Annotated in this window: 20 protein-coding genes; 10 read left to right on the plus strand and 10 right to left on the minus strand. The window is 58.1% G+C overall.

Translation table 11 applies throughout. From position 1 onward, the window contains the following. Positions 1 to 2 precede the first annotated feature (2 nt). The 7 genes from ACR0C9_RS00195 (at position 3) to ACR0C9_RS00225 (ending at position 8,082) form a co-directional block, all read left to right on the plus strand. Positions 3 to 818: a citryl-CoA lyase gene (locus ACR0C9_RS00195; protein ID WP_480780523.1), complete on the plus strand. Its 816-nt coding sequence runs from the start codon at positions 3 to 5 to the stop codon at positions 816 to 818. Then, positions 808 to 1,995, plus strand: coding sequence for a Gfo/Idh/MocA family protein (locus ACR0C9_RS00200; protein WP_480626425.1), 1,188 nt, complete (start codon positions 808 to 810; stop codon positions 1,993 to 1,995). The genes ACR0C9_RS00195 and ACR0C9_RS00200 overlap by 11 nt, the downstream gene beginning before the upstream one ends. Further along, positions 1,985 to 2,659, plus strand: a complete 675-nt coding sequence (locus ACR0C9_RS00205; protein WP_480780111.1) for a hypothetical protein — start codon at positions 1,985 to 1,987, stop codon at positions 2,657 to 2,659. Before ACR0C9_RS00200 ends, ACR0C9_RS00205 begins: the two co-directional genes overlap by 11 nt. Continuing rightward, on the plus strand, positions 2,652 to 3,842 hold the full coding sequence (locus ACR0C9_RS00210) for a Gfo/Idh/MocA family protein (RefSeq protein ID WP_480780112.1): 1,191 nt from the start codon (positions 2,652 to 2,654) through the stop codon (positions 3,840 to 3,842). The genes ACR0C9_RS00205 and ACR0C9_RS00210 overlap by 8 nt, the downstream gene beginning before the upstream one ends. Positions 3,843 to 3,996: 154 nt before the next feature. Continuing rightward, positions 3,997 to 4,911 carry a sugar phosphate isomerase/epimerase family protein gene (locus ACR0C9_RS00215; RefSeq protein ID WP_170622708.1) on the plus strand — a complete coding sequence of 305 codons (915 nt, stop codon included), beginning with the start codon at positions 3,997 to 3,999 and terminating at the stop codon, positions 4,909 to 4,911. Then, positions 4,892 to 6,301 (plus strand): aldehyde dehydrogenase family protein, encoded by a 1,410-nt coding sequence (locus ACR0C9_RS00220; protein WP_170521477.1) that lies wholly within the window; start codon positions 4,892 to 4,894, stop codon positions 6,299 to 6,301. The genes ACR0C9_RS00215 and ACR0C9_RS00220 overlap by 20 nt, the downstream gene beginning before the upstream one ends. Then, positions 6,301 to 8,082 carry a thiamine pyrophosphate-binding protein gene (locus ACR0C9_RS00225; RefSeq protein ID WP_170521479.1) on the plus strand — a complete coding sequence of 594 codons (1,782 nt, stop codon included), beginning with the start codon at positions 6,301 to 6,303 and terminating at the stop codon, positions 8,080 to 8,082. The genes ACR0C9_RS00220 and ACR0C9_RS00225 overlap by 1 nt, the downstream gene beginning before the upstream one ends. Positions 8,083 to 8,247: 165 nt before the next feature. On the opposite strand, the gene ACR0C9_RS00230 is transcribed toward ACR0C9_RS00225, so the two are convergent. The 7 genes from ACR0C9_RS00230 to ACR0C9_RS00260 form a co-directional block, all read right to left on the minus strand. Continuing rightward, positions 8,248 to 8,646 carry a RidA family protein gene (locus ACR0C9_RS00230; RefSeq protein ID WP_170452974.1) on the minus strand — a complete coding sequence of 133 codons (399 nt, stop codon included), beginning with the start codon at positions 8,644 to 8,646 and terminating at the stop codon, positions 8,248 to 8,250. Beyond that, positions 8,647 to 9,552, minus strand: coding sequence for a sugar kinase (locus tag ACR0C9_RS00235; protein ID WP_480780113.1), 906 nt, complete (start codon positions 9,550 to 9,552; stop codon positions 8,647 to 8,649). A gap of 18 nt (positions 9,553 to 9,570) precedes the next feature. Next, positions 9,571 to 10,626, minus strand: coding sequence for a D-TA family PLP-dependent enzyme (locus tag ACR0C9_RS00240; protein WP_480780114.1), 1,056 nt, complete (start codon positions 10,624 to 10,626; stop codon positions 9,571 to 9,573). Then, the gene (locus ACR0C9_RS00245; RefSeq protein ID WP_480780115.1) at positions 10,623 to 12,089 is read right to left on the minus strand and encodes a M81 family metallopeptidase; all 1,467 of its coding nucleotides are present in this window, start codon (positions 12,087 to 12,089) and stop codon (positions 10,623 to 10,625) included. Before ACR0C9_RS00245 ends, ACR0C9_RS00240 begins: the two co-directional genes overlap by 4 nt. 88 nt (positions 12,090 to 12,177) lie before the next feature. Beyond that, complete coding sequence (locus tag ACR0C9_RS00250) at positions 12,178 to 13,218, minus strand: TRAP transporter substrate-binding protein (RefSeq protein WP_170452967.1); 1,041 nt, start codon at positions 13,216 to 13,218, stop codon at positions 12,178 to 12,180. 36 nt (positions 13,219 to 13,254) lie between these two features. After that, on the minus strand, positions 13,255 to 14,538 hold the full coding sequence (locus ACR0C9_RS00255) for a TRAP transporter large permease (protein WP_480780116.1): 1,284 nt from the start codon (positions 14,536 to 14,538) through the stop codon (positions 13,255 to 13,257). Then, positions 14,535 to 15,053: a TRAP transporter small permease gene (locus ACR0C9_RS00260; protein WP_170452963.1), complete on the minus strand. Its 519-nt coding sequence runs from the start codon at positions 15,051 to 15,053 to the stop codon at positions 14,535 to 14,537. The genes ACR0C9_RS00255 and ACR0C9_RS00260 overlap by 4 nt, the downstream gene beginning before the upstream one ends. A gap of 164 nt (positions 15,054 to 15,217) precedes the next feature. Between ACR0C9_RS00260 and ACR0C9_RS00265 the strand changes: the two genes are divergently transcribed. Beyond that, the gene (locus tag ACR0C9_RS00265) at positions 15,218 to 16,177 is read left to right on the plus strand and encodes a MurR/RpiR family transcriptional regulator (RefSeq protein ID WP_480780117.1); all 960 of its coding nucleotides are present in this window, start codon (positions 15,218 to 15,220) and stop codon (positions 16,175 to 16,177) included. A 350-nt stretch (positions 16,178 to 16,527) separates the two neighbouring features. Here ACR0C9_RS00265 and ACR0C9_RS00270 read toward each other — a convergent pair whose 3' ends face one another. After that, entirely contained in the window at positions 16,528 to 17,439 is a 912-nt protein-coding gene (locus ACR0C9_RS00270; protein WP_480780118.1) for a LysR family transcriptional regulator, read from the minus strand. A 169-nt stretch (positions 17,440 to 17,608) separates the two neighbouring features. Between ACR0C9_RS00270 and ACR0C9_RS00275 the strand changes: the two genes are divergently transcribed. Both ACR0C9_RS00275 and ACR0C9_RS00280 read left to right on the plus strand, forming a co-directional pair. Further along, a complete protein-coding gene (locus ACR0C9_RS00275; protein WP_170622721.1) occupies positions 17,609 to 19,276 on the plus strand; it encodes a GMC family oxidoreductase N-terminal domain-containing protein in 1,668 nt (555 codons plus the stop codon). A gap of 41 nt (positions 19,277 to 19,317) precedes the next feature. Next, positions 19,318 to 21,828 (plus strand): CoA transferase, encoded by a 2,511-nt coding sequence (locus tag ACR0C9_RS00280; RefSeq protein ID WP_480780119.1) that lies wholly within the window; start codon positions 19,318 to 19,320, stop codon positions 21,826 to 21,828. 139 nt (positions 21,829 to 21,967) lie between these two features. Here the strand turns inward: ACR0C9_RS00280 and ACR0C9_RS00285 are convergent, their stop codons facing one another. After that, a complete protein-coding gene (locus tag ACR0C9_RS00285) occupies positions 21,968 to 23,998 on the minus strand; it encodes an ATP-binding protein (RefSeq protein ID WP_480780120.1) in 2,031 nt (676 codons plus the stop codon). Beyond that, positions 23,992 to 25,494: a B12-binding domain-containing radical SAM protein gene (locus ACR0C9_RS00290; protein WP_480707686.1), complete on the minus strand. Its 1,503-nt coding sequence runs from the start codon at positions 25,492 to 25,494 to the stop codon at positions 23,992 to 23,994. The genes ACR0C9_RS00285 and ACR0C9_RS00290 overlap by 7 nt, the downstream gene beginning before the upstream one ends. Between the last annotated feature and the right edge of the window lie 50 nt (positions 25,495 to 25,544).

Genomic DNA, 25,544 nt, shown 5'->3' on the forward strand with positions numbered 1-25,544 from the left:
AGATGACAAATGATGAGCGCGCGGTCCGCGATTGGTGGCGAACCTCGATCATCGACATGAAACCCGGCCAGATCGCTTTTCGTGGCTATCCTATCGAGGACCTGATCGGGAACGTCTCGTTCCCGCAGATGATCTGGCTGATGGTGCGGGGCGATCTGCCCAGCGACGCGCAGGCGCGTTTGTTCGAGGCTGCATTGGTCGCAGGCGTGGATCACGGCCCACAGGCCCCGTCGATCGCGGCGGCGCGTATGGCTGCGACCTGCGGGGTTGGTCTCAACAACGCGATGGCGACTGCGGTGAACATGCTGGGCGATGTACATGGCGGGGCAGGGGAGCAATGCGCCGAGCTGTATTATGATATCGCCGCCCGCATGGATGCGGGGGCTTCGTTGAATGACGCGGTTCGGGACGGTCTGGACAGCTGGCGCGAGACCTACGGCAAGATCGTATCGGGCTTTGGCCACAGGTTCCACAAACCCGTCGACCCACGCGCGCCCCGGCTGATGCAGCTTGTTCGTGATGCGGCGGCAGAAGGCACGGTTTCCGGCCGCTTTGCCGATATCGGAGAAGAGGTGCAGGCCGAGCTTGGCCGCCAACGCGGCGGTCGGCCCATCGCCATGAATATCGACGGTGCAACGGCGGTGATCTTTTGCGAACTTGGCTTTCCCGCGCCCCTGTCGCGGGGGCTGTTCTGCCTGTCCCGCTCGGTTGGAATACTCGCCCACACCTGGGAACAGATGGGGCAGGGCGGGCGCAACAAAGGGCCCATGCCCCCGAATTACTTACCCCTCTACGAAGACAGGAATGATGACAATTGAGACATCGAAATCCTTCCGGGTCGGCCTTATCGGCTGTGGTCGTATCAGCGATATCTATCTAAAAACACTATCAAAATTTTCGAACGTCGAGGTCGTGGCCTGTGCAAGCCTCAATCCTTCGGAAAGCCGCGCCAAGGCGGATCAATACGGCATCTCCAGGGCCTGCACGCCGGATGACGTGTTCGATGATCCAACGATTGACTGCGTTCTGAACCTGACAATACCAGCCGCCCATGCCGAAATCAGCCTGCGTGCGTTGGAGGCGGGCAAGCACGTCTATTCCGAGAAGCCGCTGGTTATGAATCGAACGGATGGCAAGGCGATCCTGCACATGGCCTCACAAAAGGGGCTGCTGGTCGGCTGCGCGCCCGACACGTTTCTGGGCGGTCGTTGGCAGACCGTTCGTCGGTTGATCGATGAAGGCGCGATTGGGAATCCAACAGGGGTTTTCGCCCATGTCGGTACCCACGGGACAGAACGCCACCATCCCAACCCGGATTTCTACTACAAGGCGGGTGGCGGGCCCTTGCTGGACCTTGGGCCATACTACCTGACTGCCATGATCTGTTGCCTTGGTCCCGTTGACCGCGTCGCAGGAATGGCGCGACGCACGTTCGACAAAAGGATGATCGAAAATGGCCCGCGCAACGGCGAATGGATGGATGTCGAGGTCGACACACACTCCCTGAGCCTGCTGCAGTTCTCATCCGGCGCAATCGGGTCGATGACCATGAGCTTCGACATCTGGGACAGCGAAGCGCCCCGGTTCGAGATTTATGGTGAAGACGGGACCATCAGCATCCCCGACCCTGACCCGGTTCATGGTGCCAATATCTTTCAAGGGGATGTCTGGCTGAAAACGCGGGAGACCTCGCGCTGGTCTCATCAGCCTCGTCCAACCGGTCGCGAAGACTGGCAGGTGGTCGAAAACAAACACGGGTTTAACGAAGACAGCCGTGGCCTCGGCCTGTTGGATCTTGCCCTGGCGGCACAAGAAGGACGCCAACCCCGTGCAAGTGGTGCGCTGGCCTACCACGTGTTCGAGGTCATGGACGCGATTGAACGGGCACCGAAATTCGGTGCCTACCAGACAATAGAAAGCCGATGCGAAGCGCCTGCACCTCTGCCGTTCGATTTCCTGAACGATGAGAGGAAGGAGCTGGTCCATGCCGATTGAGACACTCGACTTTGCACAGCCATTCTTTCGCGTCCAGCACATCACTGATGAAGACAGAGTATCTGTCGAGGGTCGTGCCATTGTTCTGAACCTCGGGGGAAGGGACCTCGCGGTCGAGGATCAGACCGTTGCGCCGCTTTCGTCGGTGATCGTGCAGAACAGCACCGTCCAAAACGTGGAACGTGCGGTCATTGTTCATGGTTTCGACGCCCACGCCGATGACAATGCGCTGTTCGCATGGGTGAAGGATACATGGCCTTCAGCCTTTGATGTTCGCCAGGAAGAGCGTCTGCGCGGTGTCAGCCACTACATGTCGCCAAAGGTCTTCGTGGGTAACGTTGGACTGACCATGTACCACTCGGGCTCAGTTCCACTGAATGTCGGATTGCATAAGGATCATCCGTTCTGCCCGGTTCCGGGGTTTCGCGAAGTGCATACGCAAATCGTAGGCTTTGGCAAAATGCAGCAATGCCGCGAACGGGACGTTGAAACCCTTTATCTCGAAGAATTCATGGCCCCCGGCACGACGCACAAGCCGATGTATGACGCCGAAGGCAACTATCCCTGGCATCAGTACGAGACGATCACCCCCAGCATCTTCATGGCGGTTGAAATCCTGCCCGAAGGCGCACGGGCCCCGGACATGGAGGTTCAGAATGGCTGAGCGACTGCTACCCGAAACCCTGAATTTTGACGGTCCTTTCCCCCGCTTGTCTCGCCGTTTGCGGCTGGGCGTTGTTGGCGGTGGGCGTATCTCGGTCACGCAGGCAACGGCGGCCCGGATGACTGACCGGTGGGAGGTCGCCGCAGGTGCGCTCAGTTCTGACGCTGCGCGCAGCAAGGCGCGCGGGGCCGAGTGGTTCCTGCCAGCAGACAGGTGCTATGCGTCGTTCGACGAGATGGCGCAGGCCGAGGCGGCACGGCCTGATGGTGTGGACGCGGTGATGATCACCACCCCGAACCACGTTCATTTCGACGCGGCCAAAGCCTTTCTGGAGGTGGGTATTGACGTGCTGTGCGACAAGCCCCTGACCAATGAAGTCGCCGAGGCAGAGGGGCTTGAGGAGATCACCGCGCGCACGGGGCAGGTTTTTGCCGTCGGCTATGCGATGTCATGTTTTCCGGTCATCCGGCAGGCCAAACAAATCGTGGCCGAAGGCGGCATCGGCAAGACCAACCAGATCCATGTTGAGTTCATGCAAGACTGGATGACACCCGAAGATGTGGCCGATGCGCCTCATGTCAAATGGCGGCTGGACCCCAAGATTTCAGGTCCGACCAGCTGTGTCGGCGATATCGGCACCCACGCCGCGCATCTTGCCAGTTTTGTCTCGGGCCTGCCCATGACCGATCTGCGGGCCGAGTTCCATGTCTGCGGCGCGCCCAAGCCTTTGGAAGACACGGTATTCATGTTCACCCGCTATCAAAACGAGGTTCCGGGAACCTTGATGGCAACGCGCCTTGCCCCCGGAAACCGGGGCGGGTTGCGGTTGCGGGTCTTCGGCAGCGAAGGGGGCTTGGAGTGGGACCTTGAGAACTCGGAACGGCTGAAGTTCAATCGGTTTGGTGAGCCGGACCGTATCCTCAGTCGAGGTCACGGGCACGGCATCGGCCCCGGTGCGGAACGTCTGGTCCGGACCGCGCGTGGCTTCCCCGAAGGGATTATCGAAGCCTGGGCCAACCTTTATACGGAATTTGCCATAGCCGTGGCCGCGCGCCGGGATGGTGTCGCGATTCCGGCCAATTGGCTTACTTACCCCAGTGTTGAACAAGGCGCGGATGGTGTCCGATTCATTGATGCCTCTGTGCGCTCTCACCAGTCCGGAGGCGATTGGGTCACCATCTAAAGCCCTGCCAGCACTAAGGTCAAACACGCCCGGGCCGTTGTCCGGGCGTTTTCATTTTCTACTCAGCATTAAAAGTTGATATTTTTAAAAATATCAGATATTTTTTACTACGTGTGATGAATTTTAGATTCGCAGACACGTGGAGCTGTCATTCATGGTGAAACCCGAAGAGGCTGGCGCAAGCCCCTCTCTCTATTCCTTGGCGCATCTGACGCTGATTGGCTGTACGCCGCCCGAGCTGGTCTATATCGCCGCGCGGGCCGGGTACGATGCCGTCAGCCCCCGGTTCATTCCGATGCATGTGCCCGGTGAATTCACTCAATCCCCGATCGACAAGGCGCAGGTGCAGGCCACCAAAACTGCTCTTTCTACCACTGGCCTAAAGGTTCTGGATATAGAGATTGCGCGCATCACCGAAGATGTTGACCCGCGCAGTTTTGAGCCTTCTCTGGAGATCGGCGGGGAACTGGGCGCCAAGCGCATGATCATGAGCGCGTGGACCAACACCCGTGATGATCGTGACTTTCTGATCGACGTCTATTCCGAAACCTGCGAACTGGCCGCGCCCTACGGGCTGACCGTAGACCTTGAGTTTCCAAGCTTTTCCCGCCTGCGCACCTTGGATGAGGCGCTGGATATTGTCCGCGCTTCCGATCAACCCAATGGCGGTATTCTGGTCGATACGCTCTATCTGCACCTCAGTCGCGTGGATCTGGGGGAGTTGTTGCACGTCCCCTCGGACCTGTTTCACTTCCTGCATATCTCAGACTGCCTGCCCGGCATCGCCGATACGCGCGAGGGCATGATCCAGCTGGCCCGCGATGCGCGGCTTTATCCCGGCGAGGGCTGGATCGATTTCACCGGCATCATCGAACGGATGCCGCCCGTCGACTATTCGATCGAACTGCCCAACCAAAGCCGCGTTGCCGAGTTGGGATATGAAGAACACGCGCGTCGCTGTCTCAGCCACGCCAAGCGAACATTCGGCGAGGCGCGGTCACAGCGCCGTATGCCCGATGCAGCCATTCTAAAACACCAAGAGGATCACCATGGGCAAAGAGCTCACTGAAAACGACCGCAACATGGCGGGCGACATGCTGGCACGCGCCCGCGCTGCCATGGCCGAGATCGAGGATTGGGATCAGGACAGGCTGGACCGCCTGTCTCAGGCCATTGCGTGGTATGCGGGGAACGAGAAGACCTTTACCCGTCTGGCCCAGCAGGGCGTGGACGAAAGCGGTATCGGAGATCGTGAAGGACGCCCTGCGAAACGGTTCAAAATCCATATGGTACTGCGTGATGTCTTGCGCACGCCGTCGACCGGGATCGTCGAAGTCGACGAAGAAAAAGGGCTGGTGAAATACGCCAAACCCGCCGGTGTGATCGCATCCCTGATCCCCATGACCAACCCGGCGATGACACCGCCGGTGACTGGCGTGTCCGCCGCGAATGCCCGGAATGCGGTCATCTTCAGCCCACACCCACGAACCGCCCACACCACCTTTGAAATGGTCGAGGTCATGCGCGCAGCCTGTCGAGCAGCAGGCGCACCCGAAGACCTGTTTCAATCCATTCGCAAACCGTCGATCCCATTGACGCAACATCTGATGGAGATTTGCGACCTGACTCTGGCAACGGGCGGTAAGCCCATGGTCAAAGCGGCCTACAGTTCCGGACGTCCGGCCTATGGCGTCGGCGCGGGCAATTCCTCCATCGTCATCGATGAGACAGCCGATCTGGATATCGCGGCGCAGAACACGCGTATATCAAAGACCTCTGATTTTGGGTCCGGTTGTTCAGCCGACGGCAACATCATCATCCAGCGCTCGGTCTACGACGATATGGTCAAAGCGCTTGAAGCCGAAGGTGGCTACCTGTGTTCGGACGAAGAGAAGGCCATGCTCGAAGCAGCCATGTGGGACGAAAAGGGCAACCGCACGTTCCCGACCATCGCCTGTCCGCCGCAGCAAACGGCCAAAGTTGCCGGGTTCTCGATCCCCGAAGATCGCAAGTTTCTGATGGTCGAAAATCAAGGGCAAATCGGGCCGCAGCACAAGTTCTCCAGGGAAAAACTGACCACTCTGATGGCGCTTTATCACTTCGACACGTTCGATGACGCGCTGGAAACGGTCAGCCAGATCTACAACACCGGGGGCAAGGGCCATTCCTGCGGCATCTACAGCCACAATGACGATCATATCGACCGGTTGGCGCGTCTGGCTCCGGTCAGCCGCATGATGGTGCGGCAACCGCAATCCAAGGCCAACGCCGGTGCATGGACCAACGGTATGCCCATGACCAGCAGTCTGGGTTGCGGCATCTGGGGCGGCAACATCACCAATGAAAACGTCACCATGAAACACATGATGAACTACACCTGGGTCAGCCGTCCGATCCCCGAGGATCGCCCCTCGGAACCGGACCTGTTCGGTGAGTTCTACGGGCAGGAGGTCGCATGATGGACGGAGCGAAACTGGAAGGCAAAACCGTTGCCGAACATATCGTTGACTTTCTCGAACGCCGTGAGGTCAAGCATGTATTCGGCCTGTGCGGACATACGAATATCGCGGTTCTGGCCGCTTTGGCCGAAAGCCCGATTGATTTCGTCACGGTGCGGCACGAACAAATCGCCAGCCACGCGGCAGACGCTTATGCCCGCGTGACGGGCAAGGCCTCGGTGGTGTTGTCACACCTCTCCCCAGGTTTGACAAACTGTGCCACCGGGGTCGCCAACGCGGCCTTGGACTGTATCCCTATGGTCGTGATCGCAGGCGACATTCCAACGCATTACTATGGTAAACACCCGCATCAGGAGGTGAACCTGCACGCAGATGCGGCCCAGTGGGAGATCTATCGCCCCTTTGTCAAACGTGCCTGGCGGGTGGATCGCGCGGACCTGATGGCCGAAATCTTGGAAAAGGCGTTCCATCTGGCCGAAAGCGGCCAGCCCGGGCCGGTGCTGGTCAATGTGCCGATGGACATCTTCTCTGAAGTGATCCCCTCGGACAGTTTCGACCGTATCCTTAATAACACGCGCGCTCTCAAGAAACCGTCGATTGACGATGAAACAGCGCGAGAAATTGTCGAAGCGCTGGCGCAGGCCGAAAACCCGGTTGCCTATGTCGGCGGCGGTATCCTTCTGGCGCAGGCCAGCGAGGAGCTGCGCGAGTTTGTCGAACATATGGGTCTGCCCGTCGCGCATTCCCTGATGGGCAAGGGCGCATTGCGGGACGACCATCCGCTTGTGCTGGGAATGACCGGGTTTTGGGGCACCGAATTGGTCAACCAGTCCTGCCTGAATGCGGACTACATCTTTGCCGTGGGCACCCGGTTCAAAGAAGCCGATTGCTCCAGTTGGTACCCCGGCTATACGTTCAACATTCCCGGCTCAAAGGTCATTCATATCGACATCGAACCGCAGGAGATCGGTCGGAACTATCCCACCGAGATCGGCGTGGTCGCAGATGCCAAAGCCGCACTGCGCGTTCTGACCCGCGTTGCCCGCGAGATGTATCCCGACGGCTTCAACCGCCCCGCGCTGGAACAGAAGATCGCTGAATTCCGAACGGAGTTCAAAGCGCGCAACGTGGACATGGCGACCTCAGCAGCCTTTCCGATGATGCCCGAGCGCATTCTGGCGGATACGCGCAAGGCCCTGCCCGAGGACGCCATCATCACCACGGACGTTGGCTGGAACAAAAACGGAGTTGGCCAGCAATTCGATATCCTGACCCCCGGTTCGATCCTGACACCGGGCGGATTCGCAACGATGGGTTTCGGCCCTCCGGGCGCGATCGGCGCGAAACTGGCAGCACCCGATCGCGTGGTGATCAGCCTGGTTGGCGATGGTGGTTTCGGCCAAAACCCCTCGATGCTGGCGACGGCGGTCGAACTTGATCTGGGCATCATCTGGCTGGTGATGAACAACAACGCCTTCGGCACCATCGCAGGTCTGCAAAAGGCGCATTACGGTCTGACCTATGGCACAACCTTCCCCGGATCAGCTGCCGCACCCGCCAACGGACCGGGCTATGCCGAGATTGCGAGGGCCTATGGTGCGGAAGGGCATAGGCTGAGCGCCGCTGATGAGTTGTTGCCCGCGTTGGAAGCAGCAATCGCCAGCGGCAAGCCAACCGTGCTCGACGTGCCAATGATCAACAACCCGACGCCAACGACCGGGCACTGGAACATCTTGGACATATACTCGCCTGACAAAGACGTGTCGCACGTCGCGACTTGACGAAACTGGGCGCGCTCAGACGCGCCCAGTCTCTTGTGCCAATGCTCATCCATGTTTGGCGAAATTTTAATCGCTTTTGCGATTGCAAGTGCATCTTCAAGTTTGACGCCAAAGTAGCGAAGGTATTGTGAACGTCGGCTTCCTGCAATCTGGCCCGTCTACGGATCACCCAACCGGCTTATAAACAACCGCGTCGATCTCGACTTTGGCGTCGACCATGATTTGCGAGCGGACAGTGGATCGGGCGGGGCCGCCATTGGGGAAATAGCTCGCGTAGACCTTGTTGAAGGTCCAGAAGTCACGTGGATCGTCCAGCCAGACGCCGACCTTGGCGATGTCCTCCAGCGTACAATCGGCAAGTGCCAGAGCGGCGATCAGGTTTTCCATGGTTCTTCGGGTTTGCGCCTCGATGCCGCCGGGTTCGATTTCGCCGTTTTCCTGCATCGCGACCTGGCCCGAGATGAACACGAAGTCCCCGGCCCGGACTGCGGGCGCAAAGGGTAGTGGCTGGCCGCCTGCTCCGGTTCTGTCATCGCCCAGGCGTTGGATTGTTTTCTCAGACATTCAGGTTATTCCTTCTGTTAACTCATCTGGGTAGGGGATGGGGGCGACGGCGCCAAAGCCCGTGGTCGACAGTGCGGCGCCGCGGTTGGCAAGCTCGGCGGATGTCAGCGCGTTCTGGGTGCGCAGGTAGGTGGACAGGAAAATGCCGTTGAAACAGTCACCGGCTCCGGTGGCGTCTACGGCATCGACCTTGAACCCGGGCAAGCTGTGGATGCCGTCACCTTGCGACAGCGCGACGCCGTCCGACCCCAGCGTGAGGGCCACGATTTCAGCCCCTAGATCATGGTAGAAACCGATGATGTCTGCGGGGCTGTGAAGACCCGTCAATTGCCGTGCGTCGTCCAGTCCGGGTAACGCGATCCGGCAGTTTCGCATTGCGTCATGCGTGACCGCGCGCGCCTGTTCCAGCGGCCACAGGGCTGTGCGCAGATTGGGATCGATGGCAACCGGGACGCCAGCGGCGCGCGCGGTGCGGATGGCGTGCTGCGTTGCCGCGCGCAGCTCGTTGCTCACCCCGAGACTGATGCCGGAGGTATAGAACATCCCGGCATTTGCGATGGCTTCCTCGGGCACGTCGCGCGGGGTCATCCGGCTCGCGGCAGAACCCTTTCGGCGATAGACGAACCAGTGTCCGCCTTCGTCGTGGAAGACAAAGTACATACCGGTCTCACCATCAGGGACCTGCGCCACATGGGTATGATCCACCCCTTCGCGTGACCATAAATCCTTTAGTTGCTCGCCAAAGTGATCAGCCCCAACGCTTGAGATCAGTGCGCTTTTAGTACCCTGCCGGGCCGCCGCCACCGCCACGTTCGAGACATCGCCACCAAAGCCGCTTTGGAACGTGCCGTCCGGTTGGGCGTTCAGTTCAAACAGGGGCTCGCCCAGACAGATCAGGTCACTCATCGCGCCGTCCCCAACGCATCACTGCACTTTCCCCCGTGCGACGACCGGCAAAGGACCAAGGTGGCTGTTGCCGCGAACGGATTCGACCTGATCCACCATATTGGTCACCACGCAGGCGTGGTTTGGGATGATCCAAAGGCGGTCGCCAACCTTGAGGTTGATCTTGTCGGCTTTCAAAACGCCGTGCTCTTCGGACAGGCCCTGAACCAGAATGTCTGGTCGGCCCAAAACATATCCGTGCCCCTCCAACCCCAGCAGATCGGATGTCAGCACTTTGGACCCGGCATCGATCACGGCGCGGTCAGGCGCAGGAACCGAGATCACAGTGGTCAGAACGCTCAGGGCGCACTCATCCCAAGTACAAATACCCCGCGCCTGCAACGAGCGGTCGTTGTAGACATAGGTGCCGATCCGGTATTCGGTCGCAACCGGTACGTCCTGCGCCCGCCACATTCCCGGAGAGCCGCCGTTCGAGATCACGCTGACCGTCAGCCCGGCCTGTTCGATCCGGGTTTTTGCCGTGCTGAGCCAGTCCTGAACCGCGCCTTCCTGCCCAACCGGCGGATAGGTCATGAGACCTCGGAACGTCAGGCCGGGCTTGTTCTCGATGTAACGGGCCAGTTCACACGCCTGCGCGGGCGAGGTCACGCCGCAGCGTGCGGCACCCGTGTCGCATTCCACCAGCACGCCCAATGGCTTGGAGGTATCCGCGAAAAACCGCGACAGCCCGTCTACCGTTTCCGTGTTGTCGGCCACAACGGTTAGGCGCGTCTTCTCAGCCAGCGCGCGCAGGCGGGACAGTTTCGTGTCACCGAGGATGTTGTAGGTGATCAGCACGTCGTCAATGCCACCCTCACTAATCATCGCTTCGGCCTCGGTGACCTTCTGGCAGGTGATGCCAATGGCCCCGGCCTGCATTTGCCGATTGGCCAGCAAGGGAAGCTTATGCGTTTTGATATGGGGCCGCACGGCCAGCCCGTATTTCGCGCAATGGGCCTGAAAGCGGTCGATATTGGCCTCGGCGATGTCCAGATCGATCAGAACCGCCGGAGTGTCGATTTCGGGAAAGATCATTCTGCGGCCTCCTTGTGGGGGTCTTCGACAATCGGCCAGATCGCGCGTGTCAGATTTTTGTAGGGCGTCTTGGTCGGATCGTTCGGATAGGGGCCTTCGACGGCGGCATAGATGATTTCACTTGCGACGTCGGAAAACGCGCCGTGGAAATGGTTTGTCGATTTCACCACCAGCACCTTCTTTTGCGAGATGTCGATACCCAGATTGGTGAACAGATCGGGCGAAAATGCCTGACTGCGGTTCGAATTCAGAACCACCTGAATCCCGCCCAGTTGAATGACTGAACAATCGCCCATCGGAACAACCGATGCGCCAAAGCTTTGAACCGCGTTGCGCTGGTTGCGCAGGACCCTGACCGTGGCGTCAATTGGATTGCCCGCCAACGCCGAGGTTTTTCCGCCAAAGCGCAGATCGAACTCCGCGCCTTCACCTGCGGCATGACACAGGCGCACGGCCATCGGGTCCCAGATCGTGCCAAAAGCGATCGAGGTCATATTGCGTGCGATGGCCTCTTCGAGGATCAGGGTTGAATCGCCTGCCACGCCGCCGCCGGGGTTGTCCCAGACATCGGCCACAACGACAGGACCGCGCGGGGCCTGAGCCGCTTTGGACAGGGCCTCGGCAGGGGTAAGGTAGTCTGGCTTGGTCTGACCCCGAAAGGAAAACAGCTCTGCCCCCAGATTGCGGGCGATACGATCTGCCTTGGACGGGTCATTGTCGGTTAGCACGATGATCTTGGCCCCCAAATCCGGCGAGTCCCCGGCCATGAAGCCATGAATGACCGAGGCCGACAGAACCTCGCCTTCGGTCTCCATCCGCTTGATCCGGTCCACGAAACTGCGCATGGGTTCCTGACTGGTCGGCAGGACATCCAGCATCCGAACGTCATAAACCGAAATGACGGGCCGGATTTCGCCCTTGATCGCGCGCAGGGTCAGGTCGACGCAGGATTCGCCCGCTTCGACAAAATCGGTGTGGGGGAACTCCTTGAACACGGTGATGACATCCGCATTGTCGACCCGTTTCCGGCTGAGATGGCTGTGCGGGTCGAAACTGGCGCCGATAACCGTATCCGGCCCGACAATGTCCCGAATGGCTTCGATCAGCACACCTTCGCAATCCAGGCACCCTTCGGCGATCATCGCGCCATGCAGCCCCAGAACGACCCCGTCCAACGGGAGCGCGGCTTTGACCTGATCCAGCACTTCCTGCTTTAGCCGCTGCCATGTTTCCTTGTTCAGCAAACCGCCGGGCTCGGCCCAGGTGGCGGTGCCTTCGATCAGCTGCAGCCCACAGGATTGCGCCCGTTTCCGCAACGCCGGAAACACGGCACTGCACAGGGTGGGCGTCTCGGGGTGTTGGCCGGGTGGTGCGTAAAAGCTCTGCTCAAAATCCGAGAAATCCGTGCGCAGGGGGGAAAACGTATTTGTTTCGGTCGCAAGGGACGCACAAAAGACGCGCATGTTCATTCCAATTCGCTGGTGAGGTCGGAGGCCGGATCGCGGCCCCCGACATAAGGTGCTGCCGGTTGTCTCCGGCAGTCTGGGAGGATCAGTCGAGATACGAGGCGCTGTTGGCGCCATCGACCGCAGCCTTGAAGCTTGTCAGCAGTTCATTGGCCTTGTCGTCGAGGTTTTCCTGAACATGCGCCTCGAACGCGGGCTGCGTTGCTGCGGCCATCGCGGCGCGCTGTTCGTCATTCAGCGCGGTCACCTGAATCTGGTCCATCAGCCCCGCAAGCCCGCGATCCGACGCTTCGATGATGCGCGACAGGCCACGGCTGGCGGTGACGCAGTTTTCGGCGGCGGTGCGAATCGTGGCCTGTTCAGCCTCGGACAGGCTTTCAAAGAAGGCGCGGTTGATCATGAAAGTATAGGGCGAGAACAGGTGGTTGGTCAGTGTCAGGTATTGCTGCACCTCGGCGAAGTTGGCGAAAGAGATGATCGGAACCGGGTTCATTTGTCCGTCGATCACGCCGGTCTGAAGCCCGGAATAGACCTCGCCCCAGGACAGCGGATAAGCCTCGGCCCCCAGCGCCTGCACGATCTTCTGGTGTGACGGCAGGGTCATGGTGCGGATACGGATGCCGTCGAAATCCTTCAGGTCCGCGATCGGCCGTTGCGAGTTGGTGACGGCAAAGAAACCTCCGGTATCCGGGAAACCCAGCACGACAACATCGCCTAGTTCGGCCTCGATATCGGCGGCCAGAGCTTCGCCGAATTCGCCATCGAACACCTCATAGGTCGCGGCATTGCCGTTGAAGGCAAACGGCAGGTTCAGCACATCGATGCGCGGGTAGTAACTGGCCAACGCACCGGTCGAGGTCAGCGTCGCCTGAATGATCCCGTCGCGCACCTGCTGCACATGCTCGGCTGCCGATCCCAGCTGGTTCGACCCAAACACCTCAACCGACACGCTGCCATTGGTGCCCGAGGTCACGAGGTTCGAAAACACCGCCGTACAGGCATGTGCCGGGTTTTCAAACGGGTCGGTCTTGTTGTCATGGCCGAACTTGATGACACCACCTTCGGCCAGCGCCGTGCTGGCCATCATGGTCGCTGTCATCGCGACGGTTGTGAGCAGTTTCTTCATGTTACTTCTCCTGTTGGTTTGGTTTTGATGAGTTCGTCACTGGGCAAAGCCCAACATCCGGGGCAGCCACAGGGCCGTGTCTTCCCAGAAGGCAAAGACAAAGAGGATGCCAATTTCCGCGATCAGAAACGGGAAGAGTTTCAGCGATATCCGTTCCAGCCGTTCACCCGTGACCGAGGACAACACGAACAGGCAGGCCCCCACAGGTGGCGTCATCAGCGAGATATTCAGGGCCAGCACGAAAATGATCCCGGCATGGATCGGCTCGAGCCCGACCTGCTGTGTCAGCGGCACCAGAACCGGGGCGAGGATGATCAGGATCGCGGTGATATCCATCACCATGCCGACGATCAGCAACAGCCCGATGATGATGGCGATGACGGCATACCGGTTGTCGGACAGGCCCAGAACGGTTTCGGCGATCAGTTGCGGGATGCGCTCAAAGCTCATCCACCAGCCCAGAATGCCCGCGAAGGCGATAATGACAAAGATCACACCGGTGATACGCGCCGTGCGCACCAGCATCCGGTAAAAGCCTTTGAACGTCAGCGTCCGGTAAACAAAGATACCGATGAACAGCGCGTAGGCGACGGCGATCGAGGCAGCTTCGGTTGGAGTAACAATACCGCCCAATATGCCGCCCAGAATGATCACCGGCATCGCCAGAGCGGTCAGCGAAGATACGAACGTCTCCCAGACCTCGCGCGGGGTGGCACCGCGCAGGGCTTTGGGCAGGTTCTCGCGCTTGCCGCCGATGGCGATGACAGCCATGCACACAAGGCAGATCACCAGTCCGGGCAAGACCCCGGCAGCGAACAGACCGGCAATCGACACACCCATAAGCGAGCCATAGACCACCATCAGCCCCGAGGGCGGAATGGTCGGGCCAATGATCGACCCCGCTGCCGTGACGGCGCAGGCATAGTCGCGCCTGTAGCCCTCTTTCACCATGGCAGGCACCAGCGTCCGGCCAAAGGCCGCCGCATCCGCCGTGGCCGAACCTGTCAGACCCGCGAAGAACACCGATGCCAGCATGTTCGTATGGGCCAGCCCGCCGCGAAACCGACCCACTAGAACCTGCGCCAGCTTCACAAGGCGGCTGGTGATCCCGATGTCGTTCATGATCTCGCCCGCCAGAATGAAAAAGGGCATGGCGAGAAAGGGAAAGATGTTGAGCCCGTTGAAGACCTTGCTGGGCCCGATGGCCAGAAACTGGGTGCCGCCCATGTCGATCAGGCCCACGACCCCGGCCAGGCCAATGGCGAACCCGATGGGCATTCCAAACAGGATTAGGGCGACAAATGTGACGGCGACGATCACGACATATCCTCCACCTCATGGGGAAAAGGTGGTTCGTCGATCTGAGTGCCCAGATCCCGAAACAGGACCAGCACCAGTTGCACCGCCGACAGGGCCGCTGACGCAGGAATGGCTGCATAGAACGGGGCAAGGCTTGCGCCGAAGATCATGGCCTGCCTCGGCGCTCCGCTTTGGGCAAAGCTGATGCCGAACCAGGCGACATACAGGAACAGGGCCAGCGCCAGAATGTCCATCACGATCAGAAGGACACGCCGAACCGGGCGCGGCAGCACCATGACAAACGCCGTAAGCCCGATGTGATCGCGCCGCGCAATCCCCGAGGACACCGCCAGCAGCGCCGCCCAGATCATCAGGTACCGCGCCAACACCTCGGGCCACGGCAATTGCCAGTGAAAGTAATAGCGGTCGATGACACCCAGCCAGACATCCAGAACCAGGGCCAGCATCAGCGCGGCAACGATCCCCTCGATGACAGAGTTTATCCGCGCGCTTGCGTCGGCAAACCAGTTGGACATTCGCATCCCTCCCAAGATCGCGAATCTGTAACTGAGTTTCAGTTTGCGTGTGATTTGACGTCAAATCAACGAAAAAATGTTACTGAGTTACGAAATATGACCAAAGAAGTGCCAGCGTTCCGGCCTTTCTTGTTTGCTCACAAGAAATTGTGTAACTAAGTTTCATGAAAATGCAGAAAGGCCAAACCGTGCCGAACGACGACCAACCCTCCGGCCAGAACGAATTCCCGCCCCACAAAGGGCGCTCGGGCGCTGTGGATTTGATCTCGGCCCTGCACAGCGGTCAGATCAAACTGGCCGTTCAGGAACAGAAGGTCGCGGACTATGTCAAAGAGCACCTGAACGACATCAGCGCCATGGCGATTGGCGATCTGGCCGAGCAATGCGCGGTCAGCAAGCCAACGGTCGTCCGGTTCTGCCGCAGCCTTGGCTGCGAAGGGTTTCGGGACTTCAAACTGCGTCTGGCGCAGAACATCGCGGTCAGCGCGCAATACCTGTTTGGCAATCCCGGCAACGCAGGATCGGACGCGGATACCGCCATAGATCAGGTGCTTGGTGCCATGTTCACAACCATGGAGACCATGCGCCGTCAGGTCGATACAAACGCATTGGAAGCGGCCCGAGACGCCTGTCTGGACAAGCGCCAGATCCTGTTTTCCGGCATCGGCGGCGGGTCATCCTTTGTTGCGCAGGAAGCGTCCAACCGGTTTTTCCGGCTGGGCATCCCGTCCTTTTTCACCAATGACAGCTATGTCCTGCAAATGCGAGCCGCGTCTCTGCGGGCCGAGGATGTGCTTTTTCTAGTCTCAGCCAGCGGCGAAGCGGACGCAATCGTAGCCGCGGCCGAAGTCGCCAACGGTTATGGGGCAACAACGATCTGCATCACCCGGCCAAATACGCGACTGGCCAATACCTCAAAGATCGCCCTGCTGACCGACCTGCCGGAAGACAGCGACATCTACAAACCAACCGCGTCCCGATACGCCCATCTTGCAATCGTCGATGCACTAGCAATGACCGTGGCGCAAGAGATGACGGACGAGACCAAAGAGAACCTGCGGAGGATCAGGGCATCCCTCACCGCTTATCATGGACGAACAGGCCCGCAGCCGCTGGGGGATTGATCCAGCGTGGAACAGTACCACGTTCTTCCGTTTGTGTTTAAGGCGCTGACTTCCCCCACGGGCGACCCTAATAGACTGCACCTTGTCCTAAGCTGCGCCTGCTTGCCGCACCACCATTGTTGAATAGCGTTGCCTCGCCCCATTCCCACGTTCGCTACGCGGTAGCCTACCGAGAACAGGCGGCTTCGCCGTCTGAACAGAAAGTCAGCGTAGGTGCTGGATGAAAGACGTGAGGCGAAAATGGCGAGGTGTTACCTTTTTTGCGACTAAAAGGTCTTTCATCTGATCAGGGCGGTTCGATAACCGCCACAGCTTCAACGTCAGTCATTGTGCCGCTTCTGAAAACCAGATCACCAGGATCGGTGCAGCAGGTCGAATGTCTCAGCTATCATCGGGCTATCCTTGTGCCGTTCCAACGCCACGAAACACAGGCAAGCAGGAACTGACACGGAATTGCAGACAGCAAGTCCGAAGGATTGTTTTTGATGGAGCGCGATGGAGTCGCGGCAGAGGCTCAGGCCAATGCCGGATCTTACCATTTCAAGCATCGAAGCTTCTTGATCCACCAAGGCGACCACGTTCGGGCGGCTGGCCTGACTTTCGAAAACCTTGGCCAGAAGGCGATGGTGGACAGAGGCTTCGGGGGTGCCAATCCAAGGCAGGGCTGCAAGCGAAGACCAGTCGGAGCTTTCCACCTGCTTCTGCCAACCAGCAGGCCCGATCACGCGATAGGTGAAATCGGCCAGCTTTATGGCGTGCACCGGATCGCCTCCGTCCAACTCGATGCTGGAAAGGTCATCGGGTCCACACAGGTAGAACCCCGCATCGACCCGACCCCGCCTGAGCCATGTCAGGATGTCTCCGCTGACCCCATGTACCAGTTCGGTTTCGATGCCCGGATGCTCGGCGCGCAGATGTGCCAACAGACGGCCCAACCGAATGAACTCCGGGTCGACGATCGTGCCGATTGTCAGTTTTCCACTCAGGCGACCGACGCGCTGGCGGGCGCTGCGGTGGAAGTCACTGACTGCATCGAGAACTCTTTGCGCCTTCGCTAGGACCGCCGCTCCGTCATGGGTAATCTGCAACCCGGTCGGCGTTCGGTTGAACAGCGTAAGCCCCGTCTCTTCACCAAGACGCTTGATCTGATGGCTGATGGCCGGTTGGGTCAGGTTCAACACCTCGGCTGCGCGTGAAACGCTGCCTTCACGAGCCACCGTCACAAAGGCCAGAATGGTGTTAATGTTCGAAAACCGGTCCATATAAAATTTACTAATATGGCATTGTGCGAATTGTCATTAGCTTTTTCTGTAAGCGCGCTTCAGAAATCATCAAAACCGGCTTGCCTTAGGTCACCACGAACCAAGACGGTTCATCGCTCCGCCTGCGGCACAGTTGGCAATGAAACGACAGAACAGGTGGAAGACGAACATGTCTGACGGCGCTAACAGGTTCGACTATATCGTGATTGGTGGCGGATCAGCCGGATGCCTGATGGCCAACAGGCTGAGTGCTGACCCGAAGAACCGGGTATTGCTGCTTGAGGCGGGCAAGCCCGATACCTATCCGTGGATACACATCCCGGTTGGCTATCTCTACTGCATTGGCAACCCGCGCGCAGACTGGATGTACAAGACCCAGCCAGCCAAAGGTTTGAACGGACGCAGCCTGCTTTACCCGCGCGGGAAGACGCTCGGCGGGTGCTCCTCGATCAACGGGATGATCTATATGCGGGGCCAAGCCCGCGACTATGACAACTGGGCCAAGCTTACCGGTGAAGAGGCCTGGAGTTGGGAAAACTCGCTGGCCGACTTTAAGGCTCATGAGAACCACTACAAGCTGGACGATGGCGCCGACCCGCACACCGGCGACAACAGCCGGTTTTCCGACCTGCATGGACATGGCGGTGAATGGCGGGTCGAAAAACAGCGTCTGCGCTGGGATGTTCTGGACAGTTTTGCCGATGCTGCGGTCGAAAACGGCATTCCAAAGACCGATGATTTCAACGCAGGCGACAATGCCGGGGTGGGCTATTTCGACGTCAACCAGCGCGCGGGGTGGCGATGGAATACCTCCAAGGCGTTTCTGCGCCCCGCCAAGTCGCGTCAGAACCTGACAATATGGACCGAGGCGCAGGTCGAGAAGCTGACCTTTGAAAAAGGCGAAGACGGTCGATTGCATTGCACCGGAGCGGTCGTTCACCACAAAGGACAACCCATTGCGGTCGCGACCTCAAAAGAGGTGGTCCTGTCGGCTGGTGCCGTGAACTCACCGCAAATCCTGCAACTGTCGGGGATTGGTCCGGCGGCCCTTTTAAAAGAGCATGGGATAGATGTGGTGATGGATGCGCCCTATGTGGGCGAAAATCTGCAGGATCACCTGCAAATCCGTGCGGTTTACAAGGTCAAGGGCACCAAGACGCTGAACACCTTGGCCAATTCCCTTGTAGGTAAGGCCAAGATCGGTCTGGAATATGTGCTGAAACGCTCGGGCCCGATGAGCATGTCGCCCAGCCAGTTGGGTGCTTTCACCCGTTCGGATCCGACGCGCCCGCATGCCAATCTCGAATACCATGTCCAGCCGCTGAGCCTTGAGGCGTTTGGTGAAGACCTGCATGATTTCCCCGCTATCACCGTCAGTGTTTGCAACCTGAACCCGACCAGCCGTGGGCATGTCCGCATCGCGTCTTCGGATTTCCGTCAGCCGCCCCAGATCACGCCCAATTATCTGGACACAGACGAAGATCGGAAAGTGGCCGCCCAAAGCCTGCGGCAGGTGCGCGAAATCATGGCTCAGCCCGCTATGGAAGCTTACGAGCCAGAAGAATTCAAACCGGGCATCCAATATCAAACCGATGAGGAACTGGCCCGGTTGGCAGGCGACATTGCCAGCACGATCTTTCACCCAGTTGGTACGATCAAGATGGGCCGCGAGGACGATGAAACCGCCGTTCTCGATCCGCATCTGCGCATGAAGGGCGTGGCCGGCCTGCGCGTGGTCGATGCCTCTGTCATGCCAGAGATCACAAGTGGCAACACCAACTCACCCACGATCATGATCGCAGAAAAGGCCGCAGGCTGGATGCTGGCGGGCCAATAAGACACGTCGACATGCGGGTATAAGAGTTTCCGGGAGGACCCATGCGCAATTCGTTTTCCAATCTTCCGCTAACCGGCGTGAAGGTCGTCGATTTCGGTCAGTACATCGCGGGCCCTGCTGTTGCGATGTTGCTGGGCGATCTGGGCGCAACCGTGGTTCATATCGACCCACCTGACGGCCCGATGTGGGACAGCCCGGCTAATGCTGCTCTGAACCGAAACAAGGTGATCGTAAATCTGGACCTCAAGACACCAGAGGGGTTGGACAGGGCCAAGACGCTCTGCGCCGAGGCCGATATCATCGTCGAGAACTTCCGCCCCGGGAAACTGGCCGCGCTTGGAATAGACTTTGCGGCAATGCGTGACGAAAGGCCCGAGCTGATCACGATCTCAATCCCCGGTTTTGCCTCGAACGACGAAGAACGGCGCGAGTTGCGTGCCTATGAAAGCATCGTCGCGGCAAGTTCCGGCGTGTTTACCGACATGGGGCTGAATCGGGTTTTGATGGGGCTGAACCCGTCATTTTCTCCTCTGCCGCTTGCCTCGGCTTACGCGTCGCAGATCGCGGCTTCTGCCACGGTGTTGGCTCTGCAGTCCCGTCAGGTGACTGGCCTTGGCGACCAGATCGAAGTTCCCTTGGCAGCCGCCGTGATGGAGGGGCTCTGCTACAACTCGATCAAGGTTGAAAACATGCCCGAGCGCTATCTGACCCAGCGCGAGGTCGAGATTGAACGCCGGCGCATCGAAGGCCTGCCGATGAACGTTAACTATGAAGATCTGCAGGAACTGCTGGACCCGTTCTTCCGCAGCTACATGTGCAAGGACGGGCGCATGTTCTACGTGGTCTGCCCCAGCCATAAGAACCACGCCCGCCGCTGTCTGGAAGTGCTCGGCATTTATGACGAGTTGGTCGCAGACGGGCTGACATCGGAAGAAGACACCTACAAGCCCTGGTCGGAATGGGAACACGACACGTCGCTGGGTGTCTATCCGATGCCGAAGTTCTGGGCCGACAAGATCGCCACGCGGATGAAAGAGGTCTTCATGACCCGCACATCGCACGAGTGGAAGAAAATGTTCGGTCGAGGCCTGATCCCCGGCGCGCCGCAGCGCTGGCTGCAGGAATGGATTCACGACGAATATGCCGAGACCTCGGGGCTGATGATCGACGTCCACGACCCGATCTATGGGGACATGACGCAACCCGGCCCGGTGGTCTGGATGGAGGAAAGCGGCGAAGAGGCATTGCAGCCCGAGCCCCGCCGATGGGTCGACTTTGACGAGGCGCTGAAACTATTGCGGAAGCATCGCACCGAGATCCCAGCCCCTTCTGATACAGCCGCCAAAGAAGGCTGGCTGTCCGGCGTGCGTGTTCTGGACCTGTGCAATGTGATCGCGGGCCCGCATTCGGCCAGCTATCTGGCACGCTTCGGGGCCGAGGTGATCAAGCTCGACCCATCGGTGCCGATGTATGACAGTTGGAACACCGTCATCTATGGCATGTCGCAGATGCGCGGCAAACGCTCTGTTCTGGCAGACATCACCTCGCATCACGGACGCCGGGTATTCGAAGACCTTGTGAAGTCTGTCGATGTCATCGTATGGAACGCACCCGACAATCAGATCAGGAAAATGGGTCTCGATGCCGATAGCCTGCGCAAGCTCAACCCGGATGCGCTGTTCTGCAAGCTCGATTGTTTCAGCGGTGTCCGCCGGGGCACGCGGACCGATTACATCGGCTATGACGATCTGGTTCAGGCGACAACCGGCATCATGCTGCGCTTTGGTGGTGCCATGGACCGACCAGAGGAGCACGCCCATGTGGGCACGATCGACGTTATGTGCGGATTTGGTGGCGCGCTTGGCGTAGCGGCAGCCCTTTATCAAAAATACCGCTTCGGTCGGATTGGGCGCGGGCGCACCTCGCTCAGTTCCAATAGCGGCCTTTTGCAGATCCCCTTTGCTTTTGATTACAAGGGCCGTGGGCTATTTGACGAACCTTCGGGCCCCGAGGCAAATGGCTATGATGCGTTGACCCGGTTCTATAGCACCGCATCAGGTCGCTACGTCCTGCTCAGCGCCTACGAAGCCGACCTACCGAGGTTCCGAAAAGTCGAAGGCTTGGAGGATCTGCCTGATCTGCCAGAAGAAGACCGCGCGGCCTATCTGGCGACGGCTTTCCAATCCCTGCCTGCGTCGGATTGGGTGGAAAAGCTGCGCGCCGCCGATATCGGCGTGGCAATCTGCGAAAACCTTGACGCCTTGCGGGCGAGGAATTCACGCGTGGCGAATGGCACACCGGGCACCGAAAACGGCAGCTACTCTTTCTCGATTTATCCCGATCACCCCAGCGGGCATGAAGTCACACAGCTTGATCCCTACGCGGTGCGCCCAACCCGTGCAAAGGTTTTTGCCGTCGAGCCATCCGAGAAGTTCGGCACTTCAACCCGCACGATCCTCGGTGAACTCGGCTATTCGAGCGAGGCCATCGAAGTGATGATCAAATCCCGCGATGTCGCCGAGTCTTGGAGTGAGGAATACCTGCCGAGCTAGGTGAATACCCGGGTCGATTGTCGCTGGGAGTAGAGGCAAGTCCATTTTGCAATTGGTGGCCTATTTCGGACCCTAGGCTTGCACTCCAAATGCCGCGTTTGCAGTCCGTATTGCCGCCGTTCGCTGTATCTTTCCTTTCCTATCGGCGGAAATTGGTCCGGAGTGCAGCCTTTACCGCCATCAGGGTGACACCGACCTGTCGGGATTCGGGCAGTTTTTCTGCCTCTTCCAGCGCATGGCGAAGGTTTGCGATTGCCTCCAGATTAGATGATCCATTTAACGAAAGCTGCGCCGCCTGCAGCCAGTAGGTCGCCGCGATCTTGGCAAATCCCGCCCGGGACGCGTGTTGTGCAAGTACAAGCGGCGAACAGGAACTGCGGTCGGAAGGCATCTTTCTGAGAAAGTCCAGCGCAACCTTGTGCAATTCCCGTCGCCGCGGTTTCGGAAGGGACAGATAGGCCACATCTCGCACCAACGCATGTTTGAAGCGATAATCAGTGGACGGGTCTCGAATAACCCTGAAGATCAGTCCCGCCGCAAGCAAGGATTCCAGTGCCTGGTCGATTTCAAGTTCATCCCATCCGAGTATTGCACTCAGACCCGCCCTGTCGAAACTGCGGCCAAAAACGGCGGCAACTTGCGCAAGCTCCTTTTCCGGACCCAGCTTGTCCAATCGGGCCATCAAAGAATCCCGCAGTGTCGCGGGAACACGGAATCCGCTGGTACCTGAATCGTAATGACTTTCCTTGTCGGCGGCATCGAGAAATACGCGAGTGACCTCTTCAATAAACAATGGATTTCCATCGGCCCGAGCGACAATCGCGTCAACCGCGTCGGTTACCAAAGTTTCTTCATCAACCACTTGCAGGCATAATCTTCTGCTATCATCGCGAGAAAGCGGGTCCAACGCGACTTCAACTGCGAGGGTTCCGGCTAGCATAGCGATCGGTTCACGCGAACTTATTGCTATCATAATTTGCCGTGATGAAATCTCCGCGATCAAACGGCCGAACAGTTCCATCGTTGAAGGATCGACCCAGTGCGCGTCTTCGAGAATGACAAGCAACGGCTTCTGTTCCGCAAGTGACAGAATAAACTGGATCAGATCAGAAACCAGCTTTTGGCGAAGCTCCCAGGAATCTCTCGTTTCGCTCGTTTGCTTGGGTTCTTTGGTTAAGAACTGCGATAGGGAATTCGCGAGATCTGAGCCATCGAATTCTGCCTCACTTAGTAATTCGTGTAGTTGAGCAGGGGTGTTGTGGGTCGCGTCCGGCATGTTCAATGCCGATAGCCGCGCTATACCATCGAAGATGGGAAAGAACCCCTCATTCTTATGTTCTGCTGAGCCATAAAGAGATAGAATATTGGCATTACCCTGAGCTGAAAGCTTTTTGCGCAGCACCCTGATCAGGCGGGATTTTCCTATCCCACCTTCCCCTATCAGGACAATACAGCGACCCTGACCTTCGGTCGTACTCTTCCACGTCTCCTCGAGAATTCTTAGCTCGCTTGTACGATTCACAAGAGGGCTGACAACTTTATGAAGCCGGATGGAGAGCTTGTTGGGCACATCGCGGCTGGAAACGACGCGGAACAGCTCTATCGGAACAGAAACACCCTTAAGCTCGACCGACCCCATCGTTTCAAGGTCAAAATAACCAGAGACCAGTGGTTGGGTATTTGCGCTGATAACAATCGAATTGGGTTCTGCCATTCCTTGGACGCGATAGGCTACGTTGGGAACGTCGCCAACGATCTCTGCAGCCTCCGGCCCTTCGTCAGCCCCCGTATCGTTCGCAAACATTATTCCGGTGTGAATACCGATACGTATCTGCAGCTGTTTGTCGAGCGCGAGAGAGAACCGTTCGTTGAGTTTTGATATGCGTTGCACAATCTCCAGCCCGGTCGAAATTGCAAATCGAGGGGCATCCTCGTGAGCGGTTGGGTAACCGAAGTAAACAAGAACACCGTCCCCGGAAAAGCCGCCGATTTTCCCGTTCGCCGCCCGGGCCGCATTCATACATTCCTCGCGAAACCCTTCTAGAATGCTGTGCAAGTCCTCGGGGTCGATATGTTGTGACAACTGGGTGGAATCAACGAGATCACAAAACAAAGCTGTAATCTGACGTCTTTCGCCGCCTGACGATTGCGAGTTTTGACCCTTCAGCATGAATGCGCCTCCATCAAGTGCATCTCGTCGGTTTCCAATACATCTTTGGGCGCAGCATCCATCAGCCAACTTGCCAGTTGTCCGTCGTTGCCGGTTATCATAATTGGCTCGAAATACTTTCTTCGATCCGCCTCGGTAATGCCGTCCGGTATATTGGCATATTGAGGATCCAGACGATCTTGGCCGGCAATGAAACTGCGCTCTGCCACATCTGAATATCGAGAGGCAAAAGACATCATGCGCAGGTTGGAACGTACAGCAATAAACCAAAAATATGGATTAAGACTGCGAGTCCGGAAAAGCCGGTACAGTGTTGATGAAACAACATTTGCCCAGCCAAACAGACGTCCGGGGCTCTCAAGCAGTTCTCGAGCGAAAACCGTAATTTCATCATGGGAGCTAATCGTGTTGTTTACCACGATAGTCTCGCAATCCAGATCTCGCAGACGGACATTGGGCATAAGGCGCCTCTCGCGGGCGCACTTCCAAAAAAATCCGGTTCCGAGTAAGGGCGTCACAAAACTGCAATAACAGGGTAGCGGAAAATCGCGCCTATCGCCAATGTGGCGCAATTGTCGGCGCATTGTCTCGACAGATGTTGTCTCAGGGTCAAAGAGATACCCGTATCCGACACACAAACCCTGCTTTTCGGCATAAATAACGTCGTCGATGACATTCGATCTGCGTGACAGGTTTTGCTTTTTTCTGTGGCTCTTCAGAAAATTCTCATCAAGCGACTCAATTCCAACAAAGACGTATTTGCATTTTGATTGAACAAGAAGATTGATCAAATCCCGGTCCCGCAAAGCATCTTGCGTGAGCATTGCGCCCCACGCTTTGACTTTTGGGTTGCGGGCAAGAAGGTTGACTACTGCCTTCATGTGGGCGCGGTTGTCGATAAAGTTGTTGTCGATGAACCAGATAATTGGGTATTTGGCGCGAGCGCTGCCCGACGGGCTTTTTTTGATTGCGTCGTCGATCGTTGCGGCCACCCGCTCCAATTTGTATTTAGCGTGCAGGGCATTTTCTGCCGGAAGAACACAGAAATCACAACGAAAGCTGCATCCACGTGACGCCTCGATTAAATGAAGCGGCAGGTCGATTCCATTCTCTGAAAGCAAACCGTGATCAATCTCATAATCTCGAATCTGATGCGACGACGAATAATAGATCTCATTCGTTTCGCCGATTTCGTAGTCGGTTAGAAAATCCCGGAACGCTTCCACCCCGCCTGCACAGACGGTGTCAAAAAATTGACTGGCGAATCTTGGAAACAGCGTGCACAAACTACCCCCGGCGACCACCTTTGCACCGGCGCTTCGAAAGGAATATGCAAGTTGCCGCATGCGGTCAAAATCCGTTTGGAGTCCGGTCAGAACGCAGATATCCACACCAGTAGTCTCGGCGCAATTGTATGGGCCATGCCAATCTTCCAAATGAATTTTCAGATTATATTTTTTCCGATCAATCAATGATCCCAAGTGAAGCGCGCTCATTGATTGTAAGAAATCGCGCGATCCTCTTTCAGATCGATCCTGAAGAAGGC

Source organism: Ruegeria sp. C12 (assembly GCF_056537745.1).